At 57.5% G+C, this 17790-nt stretch carries 11 protein-coding genes; 10 read left to right on the top strand and 1 reads right to left on the bottom strand.

Annotation, left to right across the window (positions count from 1 at the left end; all coding sequences use genetic code 11):
• Nucleotides 1-23: 23 nt before the first annotated feature.
• The 9 genes from L6H98_RS05395 (at nt 24) to L6H98_RS05355 (ending at nt 16081) form a co-directional block, all read left to right on the top strand.
• Entirely contained in the window at nt 24-1238 is a 1215-nt protein-coding gene (locus L6H98_RS05395) for an AraC family transcriptional regulator (protein ID WP_236413456.1), read from the top strand.
• Between the two features lie 49 nt (nt 1239-1287).
• Nucleotides 1288-2337: an ABC transporter substrate-binding protein gene (locus L6H98_RS05390; protein ID WP_236413454.1), complete on the top strand. Its 1050-nt coding sequence runs from the start codon at nt 1288-1290 to the stop codon at nt 2335-2337.
• Nucleotides 2338-2657: 320 nt separating this feature from the next.
• Complete coding sequence (locus L6H98_RS05385; RefSeq protein WP_236413452.1) at nt 2658-3518, top strand: alpha/beta hydrolase-fold protein; 861 nt, start codon at nt 2658-2660, stop codon at nt 3516-3518.
• Nucleotides 3519-3649: 131 nt separating this feature from the next.
• Nucleotides 3650-4435, top strand: coding sequence for a 2,3-dihydro-2,3-dihydroxybenzoate dehydrogenase (locus L6H98_RS05380; RefSeq protein ID WP_236413450.1), 786 nt, complete (start codon nt 3650-3652; stop codon nt 4433-4435).
• A 25-nt stretch (nt 4436-4460) separates the two neighbouring features.
• Nucleotides 4461-5792 carry an isochorismate synthase DhbC gene (dhbC, locus tag L6H98_RS05375; RefSeq protein WP_236413449.1) on the top strand — a complete coding sequence of 444 codons (1332 nt, stop codon included), beginning with the start codon at nt 4461-4463 and terminating at the stop codon, nt 5790-5792.
• Nucleotides 5793-5794: 2 nt separating this feature from the next.
• Nucleotides 5795-7429, top strand: a complete 1635-nt coding sequence (locus tag L6H98_RS05370) for a (2,3-dihydroxybenzoyl)adenylate synthase (protein ID WP_236413448.1) — start codon at nt 5795-5797, stop codon at nt 7427-7429.
• 60 nt (nt 7430-7489) lie between these two features.
• Complete coding sequence (locus L6H98_RS05365; protein ID WP_236413447.1) at nt 7490-8497, top strand: isochorismatase family protein; 1008 nt, start codon at nt 7490-7492, stop codon at nt 8495-8497.
• 35 nt (nt 8498-8532) lie between these two features.
• Complete coding sequence (locus L6H98_RS05360; protein WP_236413746.1) at nt 8533-15738, top strand: non-ribosomal peptide synthetase; 7206 nt, start codon at nt 8533-8535, stop codon at nt 15736-15738.
• Nucleotides 15739-15844: 106 nt separating this feature from the next.
• Entirely contained in the window at nt 15845-16081 is a 237-nt protein-coding gene (locus L6H98_RS05355; protein ID WP_236413446.1) for an MbtH family protein, read from the top strand.
• 83 nt (nt 16082-16164) lie between these two features.
• Here L6H98_RS05355 and L6H98_RS05350 read toward each other — a convergent pair whose 3' ends face one another.
• On the bottom strand, nt 16165-16869 hold the full coding sequence (locus tag L6H98_RS05350; RefSeq protein ID WP_236413445.1) for a 4'-phosphopantetheinyl transferase superfamily protein: 705 nt from the start codon (nt 16867-16869) through the stop codon (nt 16165-16167).
• Between the two features lie 163 nt (nt 16870-17032).
• Between L6H98_RS05350 and greA the strand changes: the two genes are divergently transcribed.
• The gene (gene greA, locus L6H98_RS05345) at nt 17033-17512 is read left to right on the top strand and encodes a transcription elongation factor GreA (RefSeq protein ID WP_236413444.1); all 480 of its coding nucleotides are present in this window, start codon (nt 17033-17035) and stop codon (nt 17510-17512) included.
• Nucleotides 17513-17790 lie beyond the last annotated feature (278 nt).

The following is a 17790-nucleotide window of genomic DNA, read 5'->3' as shown; positions in this document are numbered from 1 at the left end:
AGCAGATCGAAAGGAGTGGCCACATGTTACTGGAGGATGGTTCGCGGTCAGACGGTTCCGTGCCTGCTGCCGGCCGCAGCCCCAAGACGGATCTTGCCAAGGTGAAAGCATATATGGATGAGCACTTCGACCGACCGCTGACGATTGCCGATCTGGCGCAGGAAGCCAGCATCAGCCCGAAATATTTCGTGGATCTGTTCAAAAAGACGTACGGGCAGAGTGCAATGGAGTATTTGACGGATCTCCGGATCAACCGGGCCAAACGTTATTTGAAGGAATCAGGCCACAAGCTGCGGGACATTGCGCTCAAGGTAGGGTATAGCGACGAGTTTTATTTCAGCCGGAAGTTCAAGAAAGAAGTGGGCGTGTCTCCTTCCGATTATGCCAAGACGGCTCGCAAACGGATAGCAATCTGCTCCTCCTGCGTGACGGGACAACTGCTTGCCCTGCAAATCATGCCTGTCGCCGCACCCATTGATCCCAAGTGGACGGCTTATTATTATAATGCGCATCGCACAGACATCGAGTGCCATCTTAAGCTGACAGACCCGTATACGAGCTGGCGGTTCGATGCCAATGTCGAAAGGTTGGTCCACATTCGTCCGGATGCTATTATCGGCACGGACCAGATCAGCGCGGCCGATCAGGACAAATTGAGGAAAATTGCGCCATGCTGCATCGTGCACAGAAACAACCCGGATTGGCGCGGCGAACTACGCACGATTGCCTCGTTCCTTGAGCGGGAGGAACAGGCCAAGCAATGGATTGAACTTTATGATCGCAGGGTGGGCCAGGCACGCGAAGCCGTACAAAAGGAGGTAGGCCGCGAAAAGGTCGCCGTCATCCGTGTTTACGGACAGTATTTATATTTCTATAGCAATCCCGGCATCCGAGAGGTGCTGTACCACGATCTTTGTTTAGATACATTCCCTGACGTAAGGGCAAACGCCCCTTTGACGCTAGAGCAGCTGGCAGAGCTGAATCCGGACCGGATTATGGTGATGGTGTGCCCCGAGGCGGCTTCACGTGCACATTGGCTCAGTTTGCAGCATGCTCCTGCATGGCGCGGGCTCAAGGCTGTGCGTCAGTATAAAGTACACCTGATCGCAGGCGACCCCTGGCTTGATTATTCTGCGGTCGGGGTGATGCGTATGCTGGAAGAAGCTCTGCTGATGTTTACGGGATATTGTCCAAATCGGCATCTGGATACCGTCCATGGCGATTCCCGGGCGACATGACATATAATCCTTCTATATAAATGAGAATGTTTATCAAGGGGGATGTCCAATGTTTCAACAGAGAAAAAAATCCGTTCATCGGTCGGGTGCTCGCACCTTCTGCAGCACCCGAATCCTGATGTCGCTGGTGTTGATTTTAATGACAGGATTGCTTGCTGCTTGCGGTTCGGGTTCCGAGTCGGGCGAGAACCGAAAGGAGCAGCAGACCGCGGAAGCAACCACCCCGGCATCGACGGAGACGGTTGTGGAGGAAGAACAGCCGGCAGAAAAGGCCAGCGAACGAACGGTGCAGGATGAACTGGGACATGATGTCGTAGTACCTGCCAAGGTGGAGCGTGTGTTTGCCCCCTATCTTGAAGACTCGCTGCTGACGCTCGGCGTCAAACCGGTAGCCCAATGGGCGGCAGGTACGCAGGGGCACGTTTATTTGCAGGACCAGTTAAGCGGGGTGCCAACCCTCGATTTCTCCAGCGGATTGCCTTCGCCGGAAGCGCTCATGGCGTACAATCCGGATTTCATCATTTTGCATACGGCCAACTATGCGGAGAACGGCGTTTATGAGAGCTATTCCAAAATCGCGCCGACCTACGTGTTCAACAATGCATCGGGCGATGTGGAAAAATCGCTGGAGATCATTGGTGACCTGCTGGGCAAGACGGCTGAAGCCAAGCAGGCCATCGAAACGTACCATGCCAAGGTGAATGCAGCCAAAGCCGAAATCTCCAAAGTGGCCGAAGGTAAAAAGGCGGCGATCATTCGGTTTGCTCCGCGCGGCATCAGCATGATGGGCGGAAACTATTTCAGCGGCTACGTTGTATATCAGCAGCTTGGTCTGGGCAAGCCTGCTTTGGTCGAAACGGAGAACAGCGCGATCGTATCGACGGAAGTGCTGCCGGAAATCGATGCCGACTACATTTTCACCGTGGAACAAGGCGTGGGCAGCATGAAGGAAATGACCGATACCGCCGTCTGGAAGAGCATGCCCGCAGTCAAAGATGGAAAGGTGTACAACGTCGATCCTGCGCCATGGCTTGGCAGCGGGCTGATTGCTTACGGTCACGTCATTGACGACACGTTGAAAGCAATCACACAGCAGTAACCATCATGAGAGCTTAAGTTCGGATTGGTCCAAGAGATCTCGTGGACCTTAGCATCGCAAGGTATACAACCAATGGCCCCCACAGCAGAGGGAACGAAGGCATTTTCCGTTCTGTCTGCCTGTGGCCGGGCTTTTTTTCATGCAAGTAAAAGGCACGCATTTGAATCGATCGGATCAAGATATGGAGATAGTCAAAATCATTTCTGGATATCGTCCATGGGAGCACCTGCATGACTCTCTTATAATTGGTAATGAGAATCAATCTCATATAAACGATCGTTGTCTTATATAAGCCGAATCACAAGGAGGAACCACCTGCAATGACGTTTCAACCCGACTCTTCCCTTACCGGAACCCTTAACCCGATTGCCCGCAGTACCATACTCGTACCGCGTTCCGAACAATGGACCATGACATCGCAATCCGGCAGGCATGCCTACCGAATCATGGTGCACCAACCGGCAGAACCGCCTCCGCCGAACGGTTATCCGGTCATTTACCTGCTCGATGCCAACTCCGTGTTCGGCACGATGGTTGAAGCGGTCCGCATCCAAGGCCGCAGGCCGGAAAAGACCGGAGCCCTTCCTGCGATCGTCGTAGGCATCGGCTACGAAACGGCAGGGCCGTTTTCTCCGCATCGGTACTACGACTTCACGCCGCAGGCGACGACGGCGTACACCCACAAGTCGGATGGGACGCCCATTCCGGAACAGGGGGGCGCGGATGCGTTTCTGAATTTTATCGAGCAGGAGCTGAAGCCGGACATTGAGCAGCAGTACCGGATCGATCGCAACAGGCAGGCCATTTTCGGCCATTCGCTTGGCGGGCTTTTCGTGATCCATGCGTTGTTTACGAGGCCGGGTGCGTTTCGGTACTACATTGCAGGCAGCCCATCGCTCCATTGGAACCAAGAGGTGATGCAGTCGGAAGAGCGAAGGTTCGTTGAACGAATGAAGGAGGGGCCGGTCGACGCGAGGGTCTGGATCGGCATGGGGGAGCATGAGAAAACCCATCCCGCGCGAAACAACGACAAGGCCTCCAGCCTTGCCGACCGCTTATCCTCGTTAAAGCTCACGGGGCTGGAGATTAGATATACCGAGTTCGAGGATGAAAACCATGTTTCGGTGCTTCCGTTTCTGATTAGCCGTACGATCCGTTTTGCCTGCAGCCCGGAGAGGTGAGAATTGCGGCGGATGGAGAGTGGCGGAGGGATACACGCAAATGAAGGAACCGATATGAAGAGGGAGCACGAGCAGGGATAAGGGCTGCAGAGCGGGAAGCTGAATCGATACAGAGAAATGGAGGATGTCTGGTGAGTTATACGGGAATCGAGGGCAAAGTGGTGTTGGTTACCGGAGCAGCCCAAGGCATCGGTGAGGCCGTAGCCAAGGCGTTCGCTGCACAGGGAGCAGTCGTGGCGGCGGTTGACCTTCAGGCAGGACGGCTTGAGCTGTTGGTTACCGACCTGCGTGCTCAAGGCTGCCGGGCAGCCGCTTATCCAATGGATATCTCCGATCGTATGGCTGTAGAGAATGGCGTTGCTTGCATTGAAGAGGAGCTCGGGCCGATTGGCATGTTGGTGAATGCGGCGGGGATTTTGCACATGGGCAGAGTGGGCCAACTTAGCGATGAGGAGTGGTTGCGAACCTTTGAGGTGAATACGCATGGCGTATTTTACGTATCGCGCGCCGTTGTGGCCAGAATGGCTGCAAGGCGGGGCGGGAGCATCGTCACTGTCGGGTCCAACGCCGCTGCCGTACCGCGAATGCACATGTCGGCGTATGCGGCTTCGAAAGCGGCATCCACCCAGTTTACCAAGTGCCTTGCGTTGGAACATGCACGGGACCATATCCGCTGCAATGTGGTGTCGCCCGGCTCGACTGATACCGAGATGCAGCGTTTATTGTGGAAGGACGAGCATGGCGCAGAAGCGGCCATTGCCGGCTCGCTGGATGCGTATCGATTAGGCATTCCGCTGAACAGGCTGGCCGATCCGGCGGATATTGCCGATGCGGTGCTTTTCCTCTCATCCGACCAGGCCAGACATATCACGATGCATGACATGCGCATCGATGGAGGCGCCACACTTGGTGCTTGAAACCAAATCCAAGGAGATGATGAGAATGTCCAAAGCAAGTGCTGTTGCTGCGACTTCCGCGCTTCGCCTGTTGGAGCAATACGAAGAAGGCAAATCCTTTTTCTGGTCATCGCCGCTGCATACGATGCTGGCTCAAGGGGAATGGAAAAGGTTGTCTGATGCGCCTTCTTCGTCAATAGGGGGCAATGCTCTGGATACGGATGAACAGCCCAATCCCGGCTTGCGGTATGACGAGCCGATTCAAGGTCTGTTGCATCGGATTCAGGGGCTGCTGAACGAGGCGAAGCAGGCAGGGGGAGTAAACCCGGTTGCGGTTGGAGCCATCCCTTTCAATCCGCGGCGTGCTGACGTGGAACTGTATGTTCCCGAAAGCGTGCAGTGGGCGGAGCCGCCTGCAGACTCGGACCGCATGCGCGAGAGGCTGCCGGCAGCAGGGAATTGCAGCATTGAAGAAGAGCCGGCCGCGGCGGTCTATGAACAAAGCGTACGGAGCGTCCTGACCCGTCTGAATGCAGGAGAACTGAGCAAAATCGTTCTGGCACGCACCCTGTGCGTGACGTCGGAGACGCAGGTGGATACGCATCAACTGCTGCGTAACCTCTTTAGGGATAATGCGCATGGTTACACATTTGCCGTCCCGATGCGTAAATCGCAATTACCAAAAAGTATAGTAACAACGGATAATCGCGTCATTAGTGTGGGCGAAAAAGGCAAACCACGGACGTTTCTCGGAGCAAGTCCGGAGCTTCTGGTCACCCGGACCGGAACGCGGGTGAGAGTCAATCCCTTGGCGGGTTCGGCTGCACGCAGTGGTGACCCGGAAGAAGATCGACGCCGTGCTGAAGCTTTGCTGGCGTCAGCCAAGGATCGTCACGAGCATGCCGTCGTCATTGATGCGGTTGCGGCTGCATTGCGCCCGCTGTGCAAAGAGCTGACCGTGCCTGAGGAGCCATCGCTCATTCAGACGAGTACCATGTGGCACCTCTCCACGGATATTTACGGAGAGCTTGCTGATGCGGCCACAACATCGTTGGAGCTGGCTTTTGTCCTTCATCCGACGCCGGCCATTTGCGGCACGCCCGTGGAAGATGCACGCGATGAAATTCAGGCACAAGAGCCGTTTGACCGGGGGCTGTTCACCGGAATGGTCGGCTGGTGCGACAGCAGGGGCGATGGCGAATGGGCCGTTGCGATCAGGTGTGCCGAAGTGCAGGGTCATCAGCTCCGGCTGTATGCAGGAGCTGGAATTGTCCCTGGCTCCACGCCGGAAGCAGAACTTGCGGAGACTGCGGCGAAATTTGGCACGATGCTGCGTGCGATGGGATTGCAATCAGCAGGAGCTACAAGGGAGGAATGAGCATGCTGCCAGGATTTCAGGGTTGGCCGGAGGAACTCGCGGAACAGTATCGCCAGGCGGGTTGCTGGGAAGGCATCACGTTTGGCGAGATGCTGCATCAGCGCGCGGCATTATATGGCAATCGGGTAGCCGCTATTGGCGACGATGGAGCGTTAACTTATGAAGGGTTGAATGAACGGGTGAATCGGCTCGCCGCAGGGTTTCATGCGATGGGTATTCGAAAGCAGGATCGGGTCATCGTGCAGCTGCCCAACATCACGGCTTTTATTGAAGTGATATTTGCGTTGTTTCGGTTGGGAGCATTGCCCGTATTTGCTCTTCCATTGCATCGGAAAAGCGAAATCGCATATTTTGCCCGCTTTGCCGAAGCGGAGGCATATGTCATTCCGGACATCGACAGCGGTTATGATTACCGCGGGCTGGCCGGAGAGGTTCAGGCGGAAGTACCCGGGCTTCGGCATGTCATCGTTGCCGGAGAGGCCGGTCCATACACGGCGCTATCCGATCTGTACGTTGAACCGGTCGCTTTGCCGGAAGCGGAGCGGCCGCTCAGTTCCGATGTGGCCTTCCTGCAGTTGTCGGGCGGCAGTACGGGTTTGCCCAAGATGATCCCTCGCACGCACGACGATTACATCTACAGTCTGCGCAGAAGCGTGGAGGTGTGCGGTTTGAGCCCGGACAGCGTGTATTTGGCCGTACTGCCGGTCGCCCACAATTATCCGCTCAGCTCGCCGGGTATTCTGGGTACGATCTATGCCGGAGGCCGGGTCGTGCTTTCCCGCGGCTCCAGTCCGGACGAGGCTTTTCCGCTGATTGACAGGCACCAGGTGACGATCACCGCGCTCGTGCCTCCCTTGGCGCTCGTATGGCTTAACGCCGCGTCCGCTAGAGGGAAGAGATTCCCTTCGCTGCAAGTACTGCAGGTGGGCGGAGCCAAGTTCAGCGCTGAAGTGGCAGGACGTGTGAAACCGGTGCTGGGATGCACCTTGCAGCAAGTGTTCGGCATGGCCGAAGGGCTGGTAAATTATACGCGGCTCGACGATCCCGAGGACGTCATTATCCATACCCAGGGCAAACCGATGTCGCCGTACGACGAGTTGAAAATCGTGGATGACGAGGACGTTGAGGTAGAACAGGGGCAATCCGGGCATTTGTTGGCACGGGGAGCTTACACGATACGCGGATATTACAAAGCCGAGGATCATAATGCCCGTTCTTTTACGGCGGACGGGTTCTACCGGACCGGGGATATTGCCAGCTTTACGAAGGATGGATATCTCGTGGTCGAGGGACGCGCGAAGGACCAGATCAACCGTGGCGGCGACAAAGTGGCTGCGGAGGAAGTGGAAAATCACCTGCTGGCGCATGGAGGGGTTCACGACGCTGCCTTGGTAGCCATGCCTGACGATTATCTGGGCGAGCGCTCGTGCGCTTTTATCGTTCCGAACGGAGAAGATGGGGCCATGCCGACAGCGACAGAATTACGTTCATTCTTGCGTGAACGCGGGCTGGCTGCCTACAAAATTCCCGACCGCTTCGAATTCGTGAAGTCTTTCCCCAAGACGGGCGTAGGCAAAGTCAGCAAAAAGGCGCTGCGCGAGCGGTTATTGCACCCATCTTCCTTTGTCCAATCCTAAACGTTGGTCATGCGATCATGGATGGATGAATCCAAATTTATGCTGAAAAGAGGGATATTCATGGGACTACCAGTGATTAAGCCATATGCCATGCCTACTGAATCGGAGCTTCCTGTCAACAAGGTGGCCTGGACTCCGGATGCGAAACGCGCAGTGCTGCTGATTCATGACATGCAGCAATATTTCGTGGATGCTTTTACGGCCGGGGCTTCTCCCGTTACCGAATTGATCGAGCATATAACACAGCTTCGCTCGAAGTGTCACGAGCTCGGCATCCCTGTCGTGTATTCGGCCCAGCCTGGCGGACAGACGGCGGAGCAGCGCGGCTTGCAGCTCGATTTCTGGGGGGCGGGCATCGACGGCGGTCCGGTGCAAAAGCAGGTCATCGAACAGCTGGCGCCTGCTCCGCAGGATACGCTGATGACCAAGTGGCGTTATAGCGCTTTCCAGAAGACCGACTTGCTGGAATGGATGCAGGAGCAGGGGCGCGATCAGTTGATCATCTGCGGCATATATGCCCATATCGGCTGCCTGATGACGTCCTGCGAGGCATTCATGAAAGATATCCAGGCGTTTCTGGTGGCGGATGCGGTCGCCGATTTTTCCGCGGAGAAGCATCGCATGGCACTGACGTATGCTGCCGAGCGCTGCGCGGTCACGCTGACCACGCAGCAAGCGGCCGCTGCGCTGGGCTCATCCGCCGGCACGGTTTACGGTACCGGGGCGAGCAAAGGTAGCGGACAGAGCGGACTGGCAGGCGAGCCGCCCATCACGAACGCCGAGGTTCTGGACGTACATGGGGCCGCATCGGCGACGCTGCATGAACTGCGGAGCCAGGTAGCGGAAATGCTGCAGGAGCAGCCGGAGCACCTTGGCGACCAAGACGACCTGATCCAGGTGTGGGGATTGGATTCGATTCGAATGATGAGCCTGGCCGAGCGCTTCCGCATGGCGGGCAGAGACGTGAGCTTCGTGGATTTGGCGGAAACCCCGACGCTGGCAGCATGGGCAAGCCTGATGAATGCGGGAGCGCCGCATAAAGTACTGCCGAACGGAGACTACTTTTGAGCCGGGCTGCGAAGCTCTCTCCCTGCCGCAATGCCATGATGCCGTTGTCCTCCGCCCAAGCCGGCATCTGGTATGCGCAGCAATTGCACCCGGATAATCCGATGTACAACACCGGCGAATACGTCGTGATTCAAGGGCATGTGGATGCCGCTTGTTTCGAGGCAAGCTTGCGTCAGGCGGTTGCCGAGGCCGAATCGCTGAACATGGTGTTTGGCGAAAATGAGCAGGGACCCTGGCAGGCGCCAAACGGCGGCTCAGAGGAATGGCCATTCCATGTCATCGACGTACGGAACGAACCGGAACCGAACGAGGCGGCATGGTCTTGGATGAAACGGGATATGGAACAGACCGTCAATCTCGCCGTCGGTCCGCTTTTCGGGGAGGCGCTCTTCCGCATCTCGGACGACTGTTATTACTGGTATCAGCGCGTGCACCATATCGCGATCGACGGTTATGGCGTCTCGCTCCTTGCACGGCGGGTGGCCCAGCTGTACACGGCAATGGTGGACGGCAGGGCAAACGATGAAGCCGTGCAGACTGGAATTTCTTTTGGCCCGCTATGCTCCGTTCTGGACGAGGATGCCGCCTATCATTCGTCCGACGCCAGGGAGCGGGACCGGCAGTTCTGGTTGGAACGGTTCGCCGATGCGCCGGACATCGTGAGTCTCGGCGAAGGCGCGCCGCGAACGGCCGACAGCTTCCTGCGCGAGAGTGCCGTGTTGTCCCACGCGGATCGCGAACGGTTGCAGTCCGCGGCTTCGCGGTACGGCGTAACCTGGCCGGATCTGCTCGTAGCCGCGGCCGCCGTCTACGTACACCGCATGACCGGGACGCAAGACGTCGTTCTGGCGCTGCCTGTCATGAGCCGTTTGGGAACGTCAGCTTTGCGGGTGCCCGGCATGGTGATGAACGTGCTGCCGCTTCGCCTGAACGTGGAGCCGGAACAACGGCTGGACAGTCTCTTGAAGCAGATCGTGCAGGAGATCCGCAACGTGCGCAAGCATCAGCGATATCGTCATCAGGACCTGCGCAGGGACCTGGGACTTCTCGGAGAACATCGCAGATTGTTCGGCCCGATGATCAACGTGATGCCTTTCCATCATGAGCTGAACTTTGCCGGGCAGCCCGGCATGATCCACAATCTATCGACAGGGCCCGTAGACGATCTGGCCATCCATGTGGTGGATCAGGGGCATGGTCATGGACTGCGCGTTGATATGGATGCCAATCCGTTGATCTATGGCAAGCAGGAGCTGCGGTCGCATCAGCTCCGATATTTACGCTTGCTCGATACCATTGTTCAAGAGAACGCCGCAGACCAGCCGGTCGGCAATCTGAATGTACTGCTTCCGGCAGAGCGGAAACAAGTGCTTGAAGGGTGGAATGCGACCGATCAGGGCGTTCCCCAGCTGCATTCGGCAGCCATGGTCGAGCAGCAGGTTCGCCGGACGCCTTCCGCGGAGGCCGTAACCTGCGAGGGCCATACGCTGACGTATGCCGAATTGAACGAACAGGCCAACCGTCTCGCACATGCGCTGATCCGCCGTTTCGGGGCTGGTCCGGAGAAAATCGTGGCTATTGCCCTTCCCCGATCGCTGAATGTGGTCGTAGCAATCCTGGCGGTTCATAAAACAGGGGCAGCTTATCTTCCGCTTGACCCGGATTATCCGATAGATCGGCTGAACTACATGTTGTCCGATGCCGAACCGGCATGCCTGATCACGGTGGAGCACAGTATGCCAGACCGTTTGCGCGATATGCAAGTGTCTGTCATGCGATTGGATGATCCCGCCGTTCAGGCCGAGCTGGAAGAGCAGCCCGACTGTAATCCCGAGCAGGAGGATCGGACGGTTCCGGCATCGTTGGAGAATCCGGCATACATCATTTATACCTCCGGTTCCACCGGCAAGCCGAAAGGCGTAGCCGTGACCCATCGGGGGTTGTCCAACCTGCTTCAGGACATGCGTGGCCGCCTGAAGGTAGGTCCTCATGATCGCTGGATGGGCGTTACCACGATTGCGTTCGACATCTCGGTCATGGAGGTGTTCCTGCCGCTGGTTACAGGCGCGCGGCTCGATTTGGCGCAAAAGGAAACGATCCTTGACCCGGCTGCCCTTGCCCGGCAAATGAGGGAGAAGGGAACGACCATCATGCAGGCAACCCCGACGTTATGGCAGTCGCTGGTGAACAGCCGTCCCGGACGATTTGACGGATTGACGGTCATTACCGGCGGCGAGGCGTTGACGGCCGAGCTGAAGCAAGCGTTGGAGGAGATGGGCTGTCAGGTCAACAACCAATACGGCCCAACCGAAACGACGATCTACTCCACGGCAGGACGCATGAAGCCGGAGCATTCCGGCAAACCGTCGATCGGCGGTCCGGTCGGGAATACCCGCCTTTACGTGCTGGATCAGGGGCTGCAGCCAGCGGCGCCGGGCGTAGCCGGTGAATTGTACATCGCCGGAGATGGACTTGCGCGCGGTTATCTGGGCAGACCGGACCTGACGGCCGAGCGCTTCGTTGCCGATCCGTACGGATTGCCGGGCAGCCGGATGTACCGTACGGGGGACCTGGCCAGATGGCTTCCCGATGGGGAGATTGATTATTTGGGACGCGCGGATCATCAGATTAAAATTCGCGGCTTTCGCATCGAGCTTGGCGAGATCGAGTCGGTGATCGCAAGGATTCCGGGCATCGCCCAGGTCACGGTCATGGCGAGAGAGGATCAGCCTGGGCAGCGACGGCTGGCTGCCTATGTCGTTGCGGCCGAGGCCTCCGGGCATGTTGAACTGACCGAGCTGCGCAGCCGCGTGGCCGAGGCATTGCCTGACTACATGGTACCGGCTGCATGGATGCAGCTGTCTGAAATGCCGCTGACGCCAAATAAAAAGATCGACCGCAAACGCCTGCCAATTCCATCCGTCCTGTCCCCATCCCAAGGCAGGGACGCGCGGACGCCGCAGGAGCAGATGATCTGCAGCCTGTTCGCGGAAGTGCTTGGCGTTGCCCGAGTCGGCATCGACGACGATTTCTTCGCGCTTGGCGGCCACTCCCTGCTCGCGGGAAGAGTGACGGCACGCGTGCGTGATATATTCGGCGTCGAGCTGAACATCGGCGTTCTGTTCGAGTCTCCGACGGCGGCCGCCCTGGCAAGAAGGCTAGATCATGCCCAGACGGCACGGCCATCCATTCAGCCGATTTCCCGGAAGGGCAGCATTCCGCTGTCTTTTGCGCAGCAAAGGTTGTGGTTCATGTATTGCCTGGAAGGACCCAGCCCGACCTACAATATCCCGCTTGTGGCGCGGTTGTCGGGCGTTCTGAATGAAGCCGTCCTGCGTGCGTCGCTGCAGGACGTCATCGATCGGCATGAGCCGCTGCGAACGCTATATCCGCGACAACTGGGCGCAGCGAGCCAAAGCATTTTGCCGAAAACCGACGAGCGTACCCGCATTCGATTTGAGACCGTTTCGGCCAAGGAGGATATGCTGCCAGGTTTACTGCTGCAAGCCTCGCGTTACAGCTTCGAGCTGTCGGAGGAAACCTGCCTCCGCGCAACGCTATTCAAGATCGCTCCAAAGGAGAATGTGCTGCTGCTGCTGCTCCACCATATCGCAGGCGACGGCTGGTCGCTATCGCCGCTCTTGCGGGACGTATCCGAAGCATATCGGGCAAGGCTGCTGGGACATGCGCCGGCATGGAGCCCGCTGCGCATTCAATATGCCGATTATGCGGCATGGCAGGGCAGGCTGCTTGGCGACGAACAGCGTGCGGACAGCCTGATCGCGAGGCAGCTGGACTACTGGAAACATCATCTTGACGGTCTGCCGGAGCAGGTGACGCTGCCTGCCGATTATGCCCGTCCGGTCGTATCCAGCTATGAGGGCGATACGGTTCCGTTTGCCATCGGCCCTGAGCTTCACGGCCAGCTCATGGCATTGGCACGCGAGAATAAGGTCAGCCTGTTCATGGTGCTGCATGCCGCCTTGAACGTGCTGCTGACCCGCATGGGTGCAGGCACGGATATCGTGATCGGAACGCCAATCGCCGGCAGGAACGACGATGCCCTCGACGAGGTGGTCGGCATGTTCATCAACACACTTGTCCTGCGTACCAGCACTCTGGGTGACCCAACGTTCCGCGAATTGCTGGAACGCGTGCGTACCGTGGATCTGGGGGCATACGAGCATCAGGATCTGCCGTTCGAGCGGCTGGTGGAAGTAATCAATCCTCCGCGTTCCCGCGCCAAACATCCGTTGTTCCAAATCATGCTGGTGCTCCAAAATACGCCGGACACCCCGCTTGATCTGCCGGGAGTTACGGCAGAAACGCTGGTGCATGGCGTTGGCGCATCCAAGTTCGATCTGACGGTCGAATTGACGGAGCAGCGCGGGCATGACGGCTCGCCAGCTGGCATATCGGGCGTGCTGGAGTATAGCACCGACCTGTTCCGCCGCTCCACGGCAGAAGAAATAGCTGTACGGTTGCGGCAAGTGCTGGATCATGCCGCATGGCACGCGGATGCGGCCATCGGCTCCTTCCCGGTGATCACACCGAAGGAGAGGGCTGCGCTCCAGCAAGAATGGGCGAGCCAAATCGATGAAACGGAGCAAGCAAAAGCGACCATTGCCGAACGTTTCGAGGTGCAGGCGGCCGCTCATCCGGACCATGTCGCGCTGATTCATGGGGAGCAGCACATCTCATACCAGGAGCTGAACGATCGTGCCAACCGGCTCGCGAGGCTTTTGATCGCCGAGGGCGTCGCTCCCGAGCAGATGGTTGCGCTCGCGCTGCCGCGGTCCATCCATATGGTGGTCGGCATTCTCGCCGTTCTGAAGGCAGGGGGCGCGTACCTCCCCCTTGATCCGAATTATCCGGAAGACCGGCTGATTCACATGCTGACCGACGCGAATCCCCGCGTCCTGATTGCCATCGGCGGGGTAAGGGCGCTGCTTCCGAACGTCGAATCGGTGTCCTGCATTCTCATGGACGATGAGGAAACTGTTAAACGATTGAACGCCCAACCAGCTCGTAATGTGTCTGACGACGAGCGTAACGGCCGCATGTCGCCGTTCAGCCCGGCCTACATGATTTATACGTCGGGATCGACAGGCAAACCAAAAGGCGTGGTCATACCCCAGCACAATGTCATTCGGCTGTTGGATGCCACGCAGCATTGGTATCAATTCGATGCAAGCGATACGTGGACCCTGTTCCACTCCTATGCTTTTGATTTCTCCGTTTGGGAAATCTGGGGGCCTTTGTTGCACGGCGGACGCCTTGTCGTTGTTCCGCACGAAATCAGCCGCTCGCCCGCAGCATTCCTTCGTTTGCTCGCCGAAGAGCGGGTAACGGTATTGAACCAGACGCCGTCCGCTTTCTACCAGCTGATGCAGGCGGATCGCGAGGAGCCTGCCATCGGAAGGGAGCTGTCGCTGCGTTACGTCATTTTCGGCGGCGAAGCGCTGGAACTGGGACGGCTGGACGATTGGTACGCACGCCATGCCGACGATGCGCCGAAGCTGATCAACATGTACGGCATTACCGAAACGACGGTACATGTGAGCTACAAGGAACTGCATCGGGGCAGCGCGGACGAAGGGGCAAGCAGCTGGATCGGTTGCGCGATTCCCGATCTGCGGGTGTACGTGCTGGATGAGCGGCTGCAACCGGTGCCGACCGGAGTCGCGGGTGAGATGTATATAGCCGGAGCAGGCCTTGCGCGCGGATATTGGAACCGGCCGGAGTTGACTGCAGAGCGATTCATCGCCGATCCGTACGGACCGCCGGGAACCCGGATGTACCGGACGGGCGATCTGGCGAAACGCCTGCATGACGGATCGCTCGATTATTTGGGCCGCGCGGATCAGCAGGTGAAAATTCGCGGTTTCCGGATCGAACTGGGCGAAATTGAGGCTGTATTGGCCCGCCATGCGAGCGTTGCTCAGGCAGCGGTCGTCGTGCGGGAGGATCAGCCTGGAGACAAGCGCCTCGTCGCGTATGTCGTGCCCGCAGCGGACAACGCATCGCCGCCGGAGTGGGCTGCACTGCGTCGCCATGCATCGGCAAGTTTGCCGGACTACATGGTGCCGTCGGCAGTGGTTGTCATGCAGGCGATCCCGCTGACGCCGAACGGCAAGCTGGACCGCAAAGCCCTGCCGATGCCGGAGATGCAGCTCGCCGCGGGCGGCAGGGCACCGCGTAATCCGCAGGAGGAGATTCTTTGCGACCTGTTCGCCGAGGTATTGGGCCTTCGCGGTGTAAGCATCGACGACAGCTTCTTCGAACTGGGCGGGCATTCCCTGCTGGCCGTGCGTCTTATGAGCCGAATTCGGGAAGCGCTCGGCAAGGAGCCGGGCATCGGCATCCTGTTCGAAACGGCGACCGTGGCAGGTTTGGCGGAGCGGCTGAAAATGGATGGCGAATCGGGCACGGGTTCGCTTCAAGTGCTGCTGCCGCTCCGACCACATGGGGAGCAGTCGCCATTGTTCTGCATCCATCCTGCCGGGGGACTTAGCTGGTGTTATGCCGGGTTGATGAAGCATCTTGGCATGGATGTTCCGATTTACGGGTTACAGGCCCGCGGCATCGCCCAAGCCGAAGACCTGCCGGCCACGCTGGATGCGATGACGGCGGATTACATCCGCCACGTTCGTTCCATCCAGCCGCAAGGGCCATATCGCCTGTTGGGCTGGTCGCTGGGCGGCAATGTCGCCCAAGCCATGGCCGTGCAGCTGCAGGCCGAGGGAGAGGAAGTCGAGCTGCTGGCCATGCTCGATTCGTATCCGAGCCATTACTTGCCGATCCGGGGCGAACCGGACGAGGAAGAGGCGCTGACCGCCTTGCTGGCACTGGGCGGATACGATCCGAACAGCATCGGCGATGCGCCGCTGGACATGTCTACGGCGATGCGCATATTGCGCAGCGAGGGCAGTGCGCTGGCCAGCCTCGACGAGGAAACGATCATGAAGCTGCGCAGGACATACGAAAATTCCGTGCGCATCCTGGGCGAATACAAGCCGTCGCGCTTCGATGGCAAGCTGCTTTTCTTCCGTTCCACCATCATTCCCGATTGGTTCGACCCCATCGATCCCGAGATGTGGAACGAATATGTCGGCGGCGGCATGGAGCGCCACGATATCCATTGCAGGCACAAGGACCTGTGCCAGCCCGGGCCGCTTAAGGAGATATGCCGCACACTCGCGGCCAAACTCGATGCACTGGGCAAACGCAGCGACGGCTAAGTTCAGCCGAAGCGGATCTCCGCTCGCCCCTTGGACGGGCGGGGCAAAGCCTTGCGTTTTGAATCCGATCCATTTGCTTTTATACGCTTTAAAGGGGGATACACCTATGACGAACCCGTTTGAACGGGAGGATGGCAACTACGTGGTATTGATGAATGACGAGGGCCAATATTCGCTCTGGCCGGCATCCATTGAGATTCCGGCGGGCTGGACGATGATGCTGGGCAAGGCCAAACGGCGGGTTTGCCTGGACTATATCGCCGAGCAGTGGACCGATCTGAAGCCGCTCAGCCTATGTGACGAGCAGGGCGCGCCTGGTATGGTACACGAGGGTGCGAATTGAGAAGCGCGCCACGAGGAATTTGATTCGCTATCGGCAATGGAACGATGTGAAGTTCAATATGAACCAGGGGAACGATGCGCATATCAACGCACCAGTCCCTCAAGGATTTCTTCCATCGTTACAATCTCCGGTTGTTGCGGAAGCTCTCCCGCGGTCGAGCAGGCTGCCAGCATGTGATTGTCATCCAGACGCTGGCTGAAAAAGCGATACGCCCTGGTTTGGGGACAATGCCAATGCCCGGCTCCGTCGGGCAGGATGGAGAACGACTCCAGCGGCATGGACAACCCTGTGCCAACGGCTTTGATGTAGCTTTCTTTAAGCGTCCATAACCGGTAAAAGGCTTCCAGCCGAGCCGCTGCAGGCAATGTGGCCAAATAGCCGTTCTCTTCTTTAGAGAAAAAACGTTCCGCAATGTGCATGTCGATCGGGGCGATTTGCTCTACATCCACGCCAAGCGGAGCCCGGCCGCCCGAGATAAGTGCGATCCAGCTGCCGGAATGGGATAGGTTGAACGGCACATCGCCATCCGGATCGCGGGTCAGCAGGGACGGTTTGCCGTAGGCATTCTGCGTGAAGGACAATTCATCCGGTCGCAGCCCAAGCTTTTGTCCCAGCGTGACCCTTGCGAGTACTTCCCCGAGTACAGAGCGGTACGCATCGACCCGATGCACGAAGCGGGCCGCTTTTTCCCGTCGTTCGGAAGAGACTTGAGAGAGAAGCAGGTTCCAATGTTCTTCGTTTAGTACCGCTGGGACAGAGAGAATATGCATGTTCATCGTCATTGTCATATGTCATCACCTAACGGTTGTATTCGGCATACGGAAGCGGCTTTCCTTTAAGGAAATGCCCTCCGTTTTACACGGCCTAAATTCTTTTTCACGGGTATTTTACCCGTTTGGAATGGATATAGGTTAGAATAGAAGAAGAATGCACGATTAGGAGATGTGAAATATGGCTAATGATGAAGTTATTTTGACGCAGGAAGGTTTGCAAAAGCTGGAGGACGAGCTGAGGGAATTGAAGACGGTCAAGCGCAAGGAATTGGCTGAGCGTCTGAAGCTTGCGATCAGTTACGGTGACCTGAAGGAGAATAGTGAGTATCATTCAGCCAAAGACGATCAGGCATTTATGGAAACTCGGATTTTGCAGTTGGAGAAGATGCTGACCAAGGCGCGGGTGGTTTCGGCCGACAACCTGAATTCGGACCGGGTGGGCATCGGTTCTACCGTGGTATTAAATGACATCGAGTTTAAGGAAAAACTGGAGTACCAACTGGTCGGTCCGGCAGAAGCGGACGTGGCGGACAACAAAATTTCCTATGAAAGCCCGCTCGGCAAGGAATTAATGGGCAAAGAAGTGGGAAGCGTCATTCACGTCAATGCGCCGATGGGCATCATCAAATACGAGCTGCTTGAAATCAAAACGGTATGACCTGACTTCTTGGGGGCAAACGACCAACTCTTTGGTTGTTCGCCCCTTCTTTATTGTGGTTTGGTTACATTCGCGGCAACTTGTTGTTTAAAGGCAAGGACATTGACCCACACTGCTTTTGAAGAGGGAACATAACGAGACTCTATATTGCTCTCCGAGAACGAAACACGATCCCGGAGGAAACGGATTGTATTTGACCATGGGGAAAAGAAAATGAGTCGCAAAAAGCGCATCATGGCCAAATTTGGTTAATCTGAATAGAGGGCAAGGCAGCATAT

Origin of the sequence: Paenibacillus sp. JJ-223 (assembly GCF_927798175.1) — a bacterium.
In the GTDB taxonomy this organism is placed as follows: domain Bacteria; phylum Bacillota; class Bacilli; order Paenibacillales; family Paenibacillaceae; genus Paenibacillus; species Paenibacillus hubeiensis.
The sequence above is the reverse complement of the archived record's forward strand: the minus strand, read 5'-3'. Positions and strand labels throughout refer to the sequence as shown.